We start from the raw sequence: 11,966 nt of genomic DNA, 5'->3' as shown, positions 1-11,966 counted from the left end.
CGGCAGGACTGGACCCCCGTCACTTCAAGTCGGGAACCAGCGTGGACAAGCGCGCCTGCATCTCCAAAGCCGGCAACTGCCATATCCGCCGTGCCCTCTATCTGCCAGCTCTGTCCGCCAAGAAACATGATCCATACGTGAAGGGCTTCTTCGAGCATCTGATCTGCAACGGCAAGACTCCTTTGCAAGGAGTATGCGCTGTCATGCGTAAATTGCTGCATGCCATCCACGGCATGCTCACTCATGACCAGCCCTTCGATAATCAACGCTTCTATGCCCTTCCCGCATGAGCAAAAACATGAATTAGTGTTGACTCTGAACAGAGTATCTACCCCCTGCCGCCTCGATTCAACATTGGAACCTCCTGTATATGTGTAGAATGCTCTTGAAAATCTCTGGGAGAGCCCCCGCACTGCGCCCAACCGCCCCGAATCATGAAAATGCATGAGCAATGATCGCACCAGTCGTGCGGAGCTTAATGCGACCGCGCTCAATCGATGGCTTGCCTCGCCGCATCCGCGACGGGCATCATAAAGTGTAAGAAATTACGACATCTCCGCCGGCGCAGGATGGCCATCGCGAATGCCGGGACGCAGGGATGCCGGAATGAAGAATCCGGCGGCACGCGCCGCCGGATTCGCGCTTCCCCGGATCGCTCCGGCCCTTCCCTCCCTCTCTTTTATTTCGTCCCGCGCCGCCGGCGCGCCAGCGCCCCGACGATGCCCAGCCCGGCCAGCAGCATCGCATACGTCTCCGGCTCGGGCACGGGCGCGGCCACGGCGTAGCTCCATCCCTCCAGCCCGATGGCGCTGCCCAGGTCGATCTGGTTGCCGTCGGCGTCGTAGCCGTAGACCCCGAGGATGTCCAGCGTATGGAAGAAGTCGGCGGTCGCCTCGTAGGTGCCGTTGCCCAGTTCCTCCGGGGCATAGTAGGAATCGGTGTAGACTTCCGCGTAGGCTTCGAGCTCGAGCCGGTACTGCGCCACCCCGTTCTCGACGGGAATGAAGCGCGTCCACAGTTCCGTCTCGTTGACGAAGGACGGCTGGCCGTCGAAGTAGGGATGCCCAACGTTGTACAGCGACTGATACTCCGTCCGGCCGTCCGGCTGGAATACCACGTCGGAGAGGCGCACCCCGGCCGACTGCAGGTTGATGCCGTACAGCGACTCGGGCCCCGAGAAGCTCCCGTTCAGGCCGAGCTTGAGCCGGATGGAGACCACATCTGCCGTATCCAGCGTGATCGTGTCCTCGACGCTGGCGGAGCCGCTCGCCTGGAACAGGGCGGGCACCCCGTTCGGGTCGACGTTGAAATCGGTGTCGATGACGTAGGGCGAATTGGCGCCCAGCGCCACCGGGTTGGTGACGCTGATCTTCGCGTACGCCTTCAGGCCATCATAGTCCGCCAGGGCACTCGCCTGGCCGTTGAAGTAGATGGTGACTGCCTCGTCGTAGTAGTTCAGTGCCTGGATTTCCGACGAGTCGTCGACGCTCGCCACCACGCCGCCACCCTGGTAGTCCGACTGCAGGTTCGCCAGATAGTAGTGGTTGGGCTCGACCTCGTTTCCCCAGCGCGTGGTTGCATTCGACCAGGGAGCGGCCCATGCGCCTCCCGACGCGGCCAGTCCCGTGACCAGCCCTCCCATCGCCATCGCCCTCACCAGCCTGCCGCCTCGGTGCAACATTGGAACCTCCCGTATGTGGATATAGAATATTATCGGAACCTCCGGGGAGACGCCCCTGCGTGGCGCGGCATCGTCCGGATTCACAGGAATGCATGAGCAATAACCATGCCAATACCGCAGAGCATGGTACGGCCGCGCTCAATCAATGACTTACCCTTTGGTGTGCGCCGCCGCCACTGCTGCATGTAAAATATCCCGACAACCCTGCGGAAGCGGCGCGGCACGGCCGAACAGACGAAGCGGGAAACGTCATGCCACGGTTTCAACGGTCCATCATGAAAGACGAGCCTCCGCCGCCGTCCGCGGCGGCGACCCCTGCTAGCCGACGACACGCCGGATCCGAACCATGAGGAGGCTCTGCAGCGCCGCCGACCTGATGGAGGCCCGCCTCCTGCTCGACCTGCTGGAGCATGCCTACATCCCCGCCCGGCTGTTCAACGAGCATGCGCAGGGGGGCGTGGGCGACATCCCGTTCACCCACGCCTATCCCGAGGTGTGGGTCGTCAACGACGGCGACTTCGGGCGCGGCCTGGCCCTGGTGCGCGCCTTCGAGCGCACGCCTTCGGATGCCCGCGTCGTATTCTGCCGCGCCTGCGGCGAGGAGAATCCGCGCAACTTCCAGTTGTGCTGGCACTGCGGCGCGGGGCTGGAGTCCATCCCCTGACCCGGCGGCGCGGGTGCCTAGAACGCGTAGCCCGCGCTCACCCCCGCCATGTAGTGGCGTCCCGGCGCCGGTTCGTAGTAGCGGCCGTTGGCCTCGTTCACGATCACCGATCCGCTGTAGCGCGCGCCGGCGACATTATCGACGCGGACGAAGCCGGCGAGCTTCCAGCCGTGGAAGCGGCGCATATAGGCGGCGCGCAGGTTGGCGATGGCGTAGCCCCTGGCGGCCTCGGTATTGGTATCGTTGACGAACACGCGGTCGCGCACGATCGCCTCCACCGCCGCGGAGAAACCCGGCCTGCCGCGCCCCCAGGCCAGTTCGGCGTAGCCCGTGTTGCGCGGCACGCCCGGCAGCGCGTTGCCGGCGGACACCGTCACCGTGCCGGGACCCACCCCCGGGCGATAGGCGTAGGTATCGCGGAAGGTGGCGTCGAGGTGGGTATAGGACAGGAAGGCCGACACCTCGCGCCCGATGCGGGAATCGAGGGAAAATTCCACGCCGCGCCGCAGCGTGTCGGCGGCGTTCTGGAAGGTGGTGCGCCCGCCCGAACTGGTGGCGGGCAGGATCTCGCCGCGGACGGACGCCTGGAAGAACGCCAGATTGACGCGCGTGGCATTCGTCGGCAGCCACTTGAGCCCCGCCTCCAGGTTCAAGCTGCGGCTGGGCCGCAGCGCAAGATTCAGGCCGCTGGCGCCGTCGGGCCGGTAGCCCAACTCGGCGAAGGTGGGCGTCTCGAATCCGCTGCCGGTGCTGGCGTACAGGCTGAGCCCCGGCGTCACCGCGTACGCCAGCCCCAGCACCGGGTTCACGTGGCGGAACGCGAGGCGGCCGCTATCGTCGGGATTGCCGCCGCGCACGAAAAAATCCTCGGACCTGAACTTCACCTCGGTATGGCGCACGCCGGCGGAAAGCGTCCAGGAAGGCATGAACCGCCATTCCGCCTGGGCGTACTGGCCGAAGCTGGTCACCGTGCCGCTCTCGTCGCGCCGCAGCGCGCCGCGCACGCCCAGCGCCGTTCCGGCAAAATTCTCGAAGCCCTTGCGCCGCTCCCGGGAGCCGTCGTAGTCGATGCCCGCGGTGAAGACGAGGGGACGCATGCCCCCGCTGCGGTACGTCCAGCGCAGGCCCGCGCCCCCGAAGCGCCGGTCCAGGTCGACCACGCCGCCCGAATGGGTGGACGCCGCCTGCGCGGCGGGAGGAATCGCCAGGAACTGCAGGATTTCGCGCGCGCCTGCGTAGCCGATCAGCTTGACGGTATGCGCGGGCGAGAGCCTGTGCTCGAACACCACCCCGCCCTGGGTGTTGTCGATGCGCTTGCGGGTATTGTAGAGCATTGCGTTGGCTCCCGCCTGGCGCGGATCGGCTTCCATCTGGACGCGGGTCAGTCCGAGCGGATCCTGCGTATCGCCCTGGTGCAGCTCATTGACCACCAGCGTCAGCGACGTATCGCGCCCCAGGCGATGCACCAGCTTCACGTTCGCCTGGTAGCGGGCGGCCGCGCTGTGGTCGCGATAGCCGCGCGTCTCGAAGCGGGACACGTCCACCACGTAGTTGAACGGACCGGCATCGTCCGGGCTCCCCTCCGGCGCCCGTCCCAGCGTGCCGCCCAGCTTGAGTTCCGCGCGCGTGGCGCCGTAGCTGCCGCCGTGCAGCACGGCGTCGAATGCCGTGCCCGGCGGGCCCTTTTCCGTGAACGCCTGGATCACGCCGCCGGGCGCATTGCCGTAGACGGCCGAAAACGGCCCGCGCAGCACCTCGATGCGCTCGATCGACCCCAGGTTGATCGTGGCCGCCTGGCCCTGGCCGTCCGGCATGGTGAGGGGGATGTCGTCGACGATCAGGCGCACGCCGCGGATGCCGAAGGTGGAGCGCGCGCCGAACCCGCGGCTGGATATCTGCAGGTCCTGCGCGTAGTTGCGCCGGTTCTGGATCGTCAGGCCGGGAACCCGCGCCAGCGCTTCCGAAAGATCGGTGAGCGGCCGCCCGTCGCGGATGACGGCGGCGTCCACCACGTCGATGGAGAAGGGCAGCAGGAAACTCGGCTGATCCACGCGCGTCCCGGTGACCACGACCGGGTCGAGCATGGGGGGGCGCTCGGCCGGCGCAGCCGGCCGCGCCTCCCGTGGCAGGCCGGATTCCGCCAGGGACAGGCTGGAGGAAAACACCAGGACGGCGAGCCCGGCCAGGCGGGAGCGATCGGCCGCGGGCGGTTCGTGCGCTCCGGGCGCGCACGGCGGGCGGCGCCATGTCCTTCCCCGCGTATTGCACGATCCGGAGGCTTTACAGCGCCTCCCGCTTGGGATAGGATTGATTCTCATTAACATCTATAACAGGAGACACCCATGACTCCCCTTACGCGTGCAGAGGCCCAGGTTCTGGAGGCGTATACGGATTCCCTCAGAGCGCTCGTCACCGCCCTCGGGTGGCAGATCGACCCGGTGCGGCTCCATGCCGACCTGCAGTCGATGGCCGGAATCGCGAGAAAGGAAGGCCGCGGCGCATCGGCCGGCCTGATCGACGAGCTGGCGCGTACGGTGGAATCCAGGCTGCTGACGACGAAGGTGAGCGTCGAGCGGACCGTCATCCCCTTCCGCTGATCCCGTGCCTGGGGCCGGCAGCCCGCCGGTCGCCTAGTCGTACGTGGTCAGTTCCGCGTCGGCAGGCGTGATCAGGGTTGCCAGCAGGCGGGCAGGAGCGGTTCCGCTGGGATTCTCCATCAGCGAGTGCACGGTGCCCGGCGGCTCGCTCCAGCTGTCCCCCGCGCGGTACTCGACGATCTCGCCGCCATTGAGCTGCGAACGCACGCTGCCTTCCAGCACGTAGACGAACACCATGCCGCCATGACGGTGGCTGGTGGTTCTCGCCTTGGGCGCCATGTTGACCACGACCGCCGTCAGCAGGGTACCGGGATCGTCGGGCAGCGGCTGCGACGCCACCGGCGCGAGGGTGATCGCCGCCGGTGCCGAAGTGGCCGCCTGCGGCTCCGCATCCGCCCGCGCACCCGCCATGCCGGCCATGCACGCCACCCACAGCACGCTCGCCATGATCGAGACAGGTTTCATGTTGCCTCCCTTGATGAATTTGGAAGATTGCGGATGCCGCGCCGCCGCGCCTTCACGGCCATAGTACCCGCCGCAGGGCGCCGGACAGCGCATGCAGCGGATCCGATTCCATGCGGCCGGCCGGCGGCGAGGACTGCGGCGCAGGCGCCGCCGGGCTGCGCGGATGGGCGGCGGGCGGGGCGAGCACCACGGTGTACGCCCGCATCACCCGTCCGCCCGCGTCGTCCAACTCGACCAGGAGATTCAGCAGCGGCTCGGCCACCGGCTGGCGGGAGACGATCCTGACGTAGGGCGCGCCGTCCGGACGCTGCTCCAGCGTGATCTCGAAGGTGGACAGCAGCGGCAGGTAGTCGATGTTCGCCTGGCGAAAGACTTCCTGCGAGGCGATACGTACGGCAAGGGAAGGAATCGCCCCCCGCCTGACGGCGATCAGGTCGATCTCCGCGGCGAACGACTGCCCCAGGGTGGAATGGACCGTCAGCCGGCCCAGCCCGGCGGCGTGAGCCAGGGCCGGCACCAACGCCGGAAACAGCAGCGCGAGCAGGCACAGGCATGCGCGGGCGGCGAATCCGGATGGCGCGACCTTGGGCAGGCCGTCCATCTTCAGGCCGCCACCAGGATCCGCAGCATCCTGCGCAGGGGCTCCGCGGCGCCCCACAGCAGCTGGTCGCCGACCGTGAATGCCGACAGGTACTCGCCGCCCATCGCCAGCTTGCGCAGGCGCCCCACCGGCACGGTCAGCGTCCCGGTCACCCGGGCCGGAGTCAGTTCCTGCAGCGTGCTCTCGCGCTCATTGGGCACGACCCGCACCCAGCTGTTGGAAGCCGACAGGATATCCTCGACTTCGTCCAGGGGGACGTCCTGCTTCAGCTTGATGGTCAGCGCCTGGCTGTGGCAGCGCATGGCGCCGATGCGCACGCAGATGCCGTCGACCGGCACGGTGTGCTCGCCGCGTCCCAGGATCTTGTTGGTCTCGGACTGCCCCTTCCATTCCTCCCGCGTCTGGCCATTGCCGAGATCCCGGTCGATCCAGGGAATGAGGCTGCCCGCCAGCGGCACGCCGAAGTGCCGGGTCGGGAAACTCACGTTGCGCAGCGTCCCGGCCACCTCGCGGTCGATGTCGAGGATGCCCGCTGCCGGATCGTCCAGCAGGTCCTTCGCCACCCGGTGGGCCTCGCCCATCTGCAGCAGCAGTTCGCGCATGTTCTGGGCGCCGGCGCCGGAGGCGGCCTGGTAGGTCATGGCGCTCATCCACTCCACCATGTCCGCCTCGAACAGGCCGCCCACCGCCATCAGCATCAGGCTCACCGTGCAGTTGCCGCCGATGTAGTTCTTGACGCCGTCGTGCAGCGCCTGCTCGATGACCGGCAGGTTGACCGGATCCAGGATGATGACGGCATCATCGTTCATGCGCAGCGTCGAGGCTGCGTCGATCCAGTAGCCCTGCCAGCCCGACCGCCGCAGTTCCGGAAAGACGACGCTGGTATAGTCGCCTCCCTGGCAGGAGACGATGACGTCCATGCGCCTCAGCTCTTCCATGCTGTAGGCATCCCTGAGCCGGGACTCCTCCCCGCCGATGTCCGGCCCCCTGCCGCCGTGCTGCGAGGTCGTGAAGAACGTCGGCTCGATCAGTGCGAAGTCGTTCTCCTCGCGCATCCGCTGCATCAGCACCGACCCGACCATCCCGCGCCAGCCGATAAAACCCACCTGTCTCATCGCTCGTATCCCCTTCTACCCATGCTCCATGCCTGCCAGCACGGCATCGCCCATTCCCGCCGTGCCCACCATGCGCATCCCCGGCTCGTGGATGTCCCCGGTGCGGAAGCCCTGCGCCAGCACCCGCTTCACCGCCTGCTCGATGCGCGCCGCGGCGTCCTCCCGGCCGAAGGTATGGCGCAGCATCATCGCCACCGACAGTATCGTCGCCAGCGGATTCGCCCGGTCCTGGCCGGCGATGTCCGGGGCCGACCCGTGGATCGGCTCGTACAGCCCCTTGCCGCGCGCGTCCAGCGACGCCGAGGGCAGCATGCCGATGGAGCCGGTCAGCATGGAGGCCTCGTCCGACAGGATGTCGCCGAACATGTTGCCCGTCACCATCACGTCGAACTGCAGGGGATCGCGCACCAGCTGCATCGCGGCGTTGTCCACCAGCATGTGCGTGAGCTCCACGTCCGGGAACTCCCTGCCAGTCTCGGTCACCACCTCGCGCCACAGCTGCGTGCACTCCAGCACGTTCATCTTGTCCACCGAGCACAGCCGGCGCCGACGCCGGCGCGCCGCCTGGAATGCCACCCGGGCGATCCGGGCGATCTCCATCTCATTGTATACCATGGTGTTGAAACCGGTGCGCAGCCCGTCGCGCGACTCCACCCCGCGCGGCTCGCCGAAGTAGATGCCCCCCGTCAGCTCGCGCACGATGAGGAGGTCCAGGCCGGCCACGACCTCCGGCTTGAGCGTCGAGGCATTGGCAAGCTCGGGATAGAGTATCGCCGGCCTCAGGTTGGCGAACAGCCCCAGCGCCTTGCGCAGCGCGAGCAGGCCCTGCTCCGGCCGCCGCTCGCGCGGCAGGGTGTCGTAGCGCGGCCCGCCCACTGCGCCGAGGAGAACGGCGTCGGCGTCGGCCACCAGCCGGCGGGTCGCCTCCGGGAACGGCTCGCCCGCCGCATCGACGGCGCAGCCCCCCAGCAGGCCCGGCTCCAGCTCGAGCGCCAGCCCGTCGCGCCGCAGCGTCTCCAGCACCCGCACCGCCTGGGCGACGATTTCCGGGCCGATGCCGTCGCCCGCCAGGATTGCAATCTTCATGCGTCAACCTCGATGGCCCCGCGCTCCGCGCGTGCCGGGAGCGCAACCGGGACCGGAACATGTGGGAACGGCGCCCCGCGTTGCGCCTACCGGGTGGATGGAATGTCGGAAGAAGCCTGCCGGGATCCGGGCGCTTGCGCCGCCTGTCCGGAAAACAGCCACGGCTGGGCCGCCCGGTGCCTGGCCTCGAACGCCGCGATCTCGTCCGCATGCTGCAGGGTGAGCCCGATCTCGTCCAGGCCGTTCCACAGGCTGTGCTTGCGGTAAGGATCGATCTCGAAGGAGAACGCCATGCCCGCGGGCGTCTCCACCGACTGCCGCGCCAGGTCGACGTGCAGCCGGTATCCTTCCGCACCCTCGGCCAGCACTTCCCGGAACAGCCGCTCCACGGCGTCCTCGGGCAGCACGATGGGCAGCAGGCCGATCTTGAAGCAATTGTTGAAGAAGATGTCGGCGAAACTGGGTGCGATGACCACCCGGAAGCCATAGTCCTGCAGCGCCCAGGGCGCATGCTCCCGGCTCGAGCCGCACCCGAAGTTCGCGCGCGCGAGCAGGATCTCCGCACCCCGGTAGCGCGGCAGGTTCAGCACGAATTCCGGATTGGGCGTGCGCTGCGCCGGATCCATGCCGGGCTCGCCATGATCCAGGTAGCGCCATTCGTCGAACAGGTTCGGGCCGAAGCCCGAACGCCGGATCGACTTCAGGAATTGCTTGGGGATGATGGCGTCGGTATCGACATTGGCCCGATCCAGCGGCGCCACCAGCCCCTCGCAGGAGTGAAATGCCTTCACTCCCCCGCCCTTACTTCGCCGACTTCTCGACCGCCGCGCCACCCTTCTGGATGTCTTTTCCCACGCCCTGCATGGTGTTACAGGCGGACAAGCCGAGTACGGCGATCAAGGCACACATCATGGACAACGTTTTCATCACTATCCCCCCTTCAGGTAAAAAAATCGATCCGGCGGCCGGAGCCCCCGCAATATTAATCCATTTTGCGCACGTCCACAAAATGCCCCGTCACGGCGGCCGCGGCCGCCATCGCCGGGCTGACCAGGTGCGTGCGCCCGCCCGGTCCCTGCCGGCCCTCGAAATTGCGGTTGGACGTCGACGCGCAGCGCTCCCCCGGCAGCAGCCGGTCGTCGTTCATCGCCAGGCACATGGAGCAGCCCGGCTCGCGCCACTCGAATCCCGCCGCGCGGAACACCTGGTCCAATCCTTCCTGCTCGGCCTGCCGCTTGACCAAGCCGGAACCGGGCACCACCATGGCCAGCCGGATGCTCCCCGCGATGTGCCGGCCCCTCACCACGTCCGCCGCGGCGCGCAGATCCTCGATGCGGGAATTGGTGCAGGAGCCGATGAAGACCTTGTCGGGCCGAATCTCCGTGATCGGCATGTTGGGCGCGAGGCCCATGTACTCCAGGGCGTGCTCCATGTCGTGCCGCCGGGTCGCGTCGGCGATTTGCGACGGATCCGGCACCCGGCCGTCGATGGACGCGACCATCTCGGGCGAGGTGCCCCAGGTGACCTGGGGTTCGATGCGCGCCGCATCCAGCACGATCGTCCGGTCGAAGACCGCTTCCGGGTCGCTCCCGAGCGTGCGCCAGTAGGCGGCGGCCTGTTCCCACAGCGCGCCCCGGGGCGCGAAGGGGCGCTCGCGGAGGTATTCGAGGGTGGTGTCGTCCACCGCCACCATGCCCGCGCGCGCGCCCGCCTCGATCGCCATATTGCAGAGCGTCATGCGGCCTTCCATGGAGAGCGCGCGGACGGCGCTGCCGGCGAACTCGATGGCGTGGCCGGTCCCGCCCGCCGTGCCGATCCGGCCGATGACCGCCAGCGCGATATCCTTGGCCGTGACCCCGCGCGCCAGCCCGCCCTCGATCCGGATCTGCATGGACTTCGATTTCTTGATGAGCAGGCACTGCGTGGCCAGCACGTGCTCCACCTCGGAGGTGCCGATGCCGAACGCCAGGCAGGCGAACGCGCCGTGGGTGCTGGTGTGCGAGTCGCCGCACACCACCGTCATGCCGGGCAGGGTCGCGCCCTGCTCGGGGCCGATCACGTGGACGATGCCCTGGCGCCGGTCGTCCATCCTGAACTCGGTGATGCCCAGTTCGTCGCAGTTGCGGTCGAGCGTCTCCACCTGCAGGCGCGACACCGGATCGGCAATCCCGCCGCCGCGCCCGGTGGTGGGGACGTTGTGGTCGGCCACGGCGAGGATGGAGTCGAGCCGCCGCGGCTTGCGCCCCGCCAGCTTCAATCCCTCGAACGCCTGCGGGCTGGTGACCTCGTGCACCAGGTGGCGGTCGATGTAGATCAGCGCCATGCCGTCCGGCTCGTCGGTCGCCTGGCGCACCACGTGGCTCCGCCAGAGTTTGTCGTATAGGGTCGCCTGCATGATCCTGTTTTCCGCGGGAACTTCCAATTATCCCACAACACCCGCATTTCCGCGCTATCTGTCGGCATCCATCTTCCATACCACCAGCCCCAGCCCCAGCAGCACCACGCATGCGCTCGCCGTGAACGCCAGGCCCGGCCCCAGGTACTCCCAGGCGTAGCCGCTGGAGACCCCGCCGAGGGTGCCGCCTAGGCCGAAGGTGAGGCTGGTGTAGAGCGCCTGCCCGCGGGCCTGATGCCGTCCGCGGAAGAAGTGGTGCACCAGCATCATCGCGGTGGCGTGGTGGGCGCCGTAGGTGGCGGCGTGCAGCACCTGCGCCAGCACCAGCACGGCGGGCCACTGCGCCCCCCAGCCGATCATCAGGAAGCGCGCCGAGGCGCAGCCGAAGCTGAAGACCATGATCTGCCTCAGGCGGAACCAGCGCATGAGCTGCGGCAGCATGAAGAAGACGCCGATCTCGCAGATGACGCCGGTCGCCCACAGCCAGCCGATGACCCCCTTGCCGTAGCCGTGATCCACCAGGTGGATCGAATAGAAGGTGTAGTAGGGGCCATGGGCCAGCGCCATCAGCAGGCAGGCCGCGAAGAAGGCCAGCACCTCGGGGCGCCCGAGGATCTGGATCACGGAGTGGCCGTCCGCCGCCTGCGGCGCGGGCCCCGCATCTGGAATCCGCCGGGAGAAGAAGACGATGCCCAGCTTGAATCCGAGCACCGCCCACAGCAGCGCGCCCACCTCCAGGATATCCAGCAGGTGGCCGATGCCGATCACGGAAACGATGAATCCCACCGAACCCCAGGCCCGGATGTAGCCGTAGCGCGCGGTGCGCTCGCCGAGGTACGCCAGGGTGGTCGCCTCCACCAGCGGCAGCGACGCACTCCAGAAAAAACTCATCAACGCCATGACCGCCGCCATCCAGGCGAACGATGCCCCGAAAAAAACGCCGCAATAGCTGACCGAGCCCATGATCGCGGCCAGCTGCACGATCCACGCGCGCCGGCCGGTGTGGTCGGCCAGCCAGCCCCAGGCGGCGGGCGCGAACACGCGCGTCACGTGCAGCAGCGACATCAGCAGGCCGATCTGGAAGGCGTCGAACGACAGCGACTGGAGGTAGAGGCTCCAGTACGGGGCGAAGGCGCCGATGAAGGCGAAGTGGAAGAAATAGAAACCGGAGAGGGGCCAGTACGGGATGGGGCGCATTGCGCCCATTCTAGCAGTGTGTCACTCCTGCACAAAAACCGGGATCAAGCCTTTCGTGCAAATCGCGCGGGGCTTGAAACCGTATATGGGATTTCCTTCATCTTCATGAGCAGCGAACCCCGTGTAGCCGCGCTCGTCGATGCGAAAGTACTCCCTGTCCATCCC

The 11,966-nt window shown here is 67.6% G+C and carries 13 protein-coding genes; 3 read left to right on the top strand and 10 right to left on the bottom strand.

Annotated elements, in window-relative coordinates; genetic code table 11:
• On the top strand, positions 1 to 290 hold a 290-nt coding region (locus tag BT108_RS07210), incomplete at its 5' end, for a transposase (protein ID WP_143142400.1).
• 389 nt (positions 291 to 679) lie between these two features.
• On the opposite strand, the gene BT108_RS14310 is transcribed toward BT108_RS07210, so the two are convergent.
• Positions 680 to 1,681, bottom strand: a complete 1,002-nt coding sequence (locus tag BT108_RS14310; protein WP_369816959.1) for a PEP-CTERM sorting domain-containing protein — start codon at positions 1,679 to 1,681, stop codon at positions 680 to 682.
• Between the two features lie 346 nt (positions 1,682 to 2,027).
• Here BT108_RS14310 and BT108_RS07200 point away from each other — a divergent pair, with 346 nt between their 5' ends.
• Positions 2,028 to 2,345 (top strand): putative signal transducing protein, encoded by a 318-nt coding sequence (locus tag BT108_RS07200; RefSeq protein ID WP_072293856.1) that lies wholly within the window; start codon positions 2,028 to 2,030, stop codon positions 2,343 to 2,345.
• Between the two features lie 17 nt (positions 2,346 to 2,362).
• On the opposite strand, the gene BT108_RS07195 is transcribed toward BT108_RS07200, so the two are convergent.
• A complete protein-coding gene (locus BT108_RS07195; RefSeq protein WP_072293855.1) occupies positions 2,363 to 4,510 on the bottom strand; it encodes a TonB-dependent receptor family protein in 2,148 nt (715 codons plus the stop codon).
• A 177-nt stretch (positions 4,511 to 4,687) separates the two neighbouring features.
• Here BT108_RS07195 and BT108_RS07190 point away from each other — a divergent pair, with 177 nt between their 5' ends.
• Complete coding sequence (locus tag BT108_RS07190) at positions 4,688 to 4,942, top strand: hypothetical protein (protein ID WP_072293854.1); 255 nt, start codon at positions 4,688 to 4,690, stop codon at positions 4,940 to 4,942.
• 33 nt (positions 4,943 to 4,975) lie between these two features.
• Here the strand turns inward: BT108_RS07190 and BT108_RS07185 are convergent, their stop codons facing one another.
• From BT108_RS07185 to BT108_RS07150, 8 genes are all read right to left on the bottom strand, one after another.
• Entirely contained in the window at positions 4,976 to 5,407 is a 432-nt protein-coding gene (locus BT108_RS07185) for a cupin domain-containing protein (protein ID WP_072293869.1), read from the bottom strand.
• Positions 5,408 to 5,459: 52 nt separating this feature from the next.
• Complete coding sequence (locus tag BT108_RS07180; RefSeq protein WP_072293853.1) at positions 5,460 to 6,008, bottom strand: type IV pilus assembly protein FimV; 549 nt, start codon at positions 6,006 to 6,008, stop codon at positions 5,460 to 5,462.
• Between the two features lie 2 nt (positions 6,009 to 6,010).
• Positions 6,011 to 7,123: an aspartate-semialdehyde dehydrogenase gene (asd, locus tag BT108_RS07175; protein WP_072293852.1), complete on the bottom strand. Its 1,113-nt coding sequence runs from the start codon at positions 7,121 to 7,123 to the stop codon at positions 6,011 to 6,013.
• 15 nt (positions 7,124 to 7,138) lie between these two features.
• Positions 7,139 to 8,209 carry a 3-isopropylmalate dehydrogenase gene (gene leuB, locus BT108_RS07170; protein WP_072293851.1) on the bottom strand — a complete coding sequence of 357 codons (1,071 nt, stop codon included), beginning with the start codon at positions 8,207 to 8,209 and terminating at the stop codon, positions 7,139 to 7,141.
• An 86-nt stretch (positions 8,210 to 8,295) separates the two neighbouring features.
• A complete protein-coding gene (leuD, locus tag BT108_RS07165) occupies positions 8,296 to 9,000 on the bottom strand; it encodes a 3-isopropylmalate dehydratase small subunit (RefSeq protein ID WP_072293850.1) in 705 nt (234 codons plus the stop codon).
• 10 nt (positions 9,001 to 9,010) lie between these two features.
• Positions 9,011 to 9,136 (bottom strand): entericidin A/B family lipoprotein, encoded by a 126-nt coding sequence (locus tag BT108_RS07160; RefSeq protein WP_177257271.1) that lies wholly within the window; start codon positions 9,134 to 9,136, stop codon positions 9,011 to 9,013.
• Positions 9,137 to 9,191: 55 nt separating this feature from the next.
• Positions 9,192 to 10,604 carry a 3-isopropylmalate dehydratase large subunit gene (gene leuC, locus BT108_RS07155; RefSeq protein ID WP_072293848.1) on the bottom strand — a complete coding sequence of 471 codons (1,413 nt, stop codon included), beginning with the start codon at positions 10,602 to 10,604 and terminating at the stop codon, positions 9,192 to 9,194.
• Between the two features lie 54 nt (positions 10,605 to 10,658).
• Positions 10,659 to 11,801: an MFS transporter gene (locus tag BT108_RS07150; protein ID WP_072293847.1), complete on the bottom strand. Its 1,143-nt coding sequence runs from the start codon at positions 11,799 to 11,801 to the stop codon at positions 10,659 to 10,661.
• Positions 11,802 to 11,966: the final 165 nt, after the last annotated feature.

It is taken from the genome of Nitrosovibrio sp. Nv17, assembly GCF_900119085.1.
Classification (GTDB): domain Bacteria; phylum Pseudomonadota; class Gammaproteobacteria; order Burkholderiales; family Nitrosomonadaceae; genus Nitrosospira.
The sequence above is the reverse complement of the archived record's forward strand: the minus strand, read 5'-3'. Positions and strand labels throughout refer to the sequence as shown.

Coding starts and splice junctions, on each gene's coding strand:
- BT108_RS07150 (WP_072293847.1), bottom strand. CDS start 11,801: ATGCGCCCCATCCCGTACTGGCCCCTCTCCGGTTTCTATTTCTTCCAC.
- leuC (WP_072293848.1), bottom strand. CDS start 10,604: ATGCAGGCGACCCTATACGACAAACTCTGGCGGAGCCACGTGGTGCGC.
- BT108_RS07160 (WP_177257271.1), bottom strand. CDS start 9,136: ATGAAAACGTTGTCCATGATGTGTGCCTTGATCGCCGTACTCGGCTTG.
- BT108_RS07190 (WP_072293854.1), top strand. CDS start 4,688: ATGACTCCCCTTACGCGTGCAGAGGCCCAGGTTCTGGAGGCGTATACG.
- BT108_RS07185 (WP_072293869.1), bottom strand. CDS start 5,407: ATGAAACCTGTCTCGATCATGGCGAGCGTGCTGTGGGTGGCGTGCATG.
- asd (WP_072293852.1), bottom strand. CDS start 7,123: ATGAGACAGGTGGGTTTTATCGGCTGGCGCGGGATGGTCGGGTCGGTG.
- BT108_RS14310 (WP_369816959.1), bottom strand. CDS start 1,681: ATGTTGCACCGAGGCGGCAGGCTGGTGAGGGCGATGGCGATGGGAGGG.
- BT108_RS07180 (WP_072293853.1), bottom strand. CDS start 6,008: ATGGACGGCCTGCCCAAGGTCGCGCCATCCGGATTCGCCGCCCGCGCA.
- BT108_RS07200 (WP_072293856.1), top strand. CDS start 2,028: ATGAGGAGGCTCTGCAGCGCCGCCGACCTGATGGAGGCCCGCCTCCTG.
- leuB (WP_072293851.1), bottom strand. CDS start 8,209: ATGAAGATTGCAATCCTGGCGGGCGACGGCATCGGCCCGGAAATCGTC.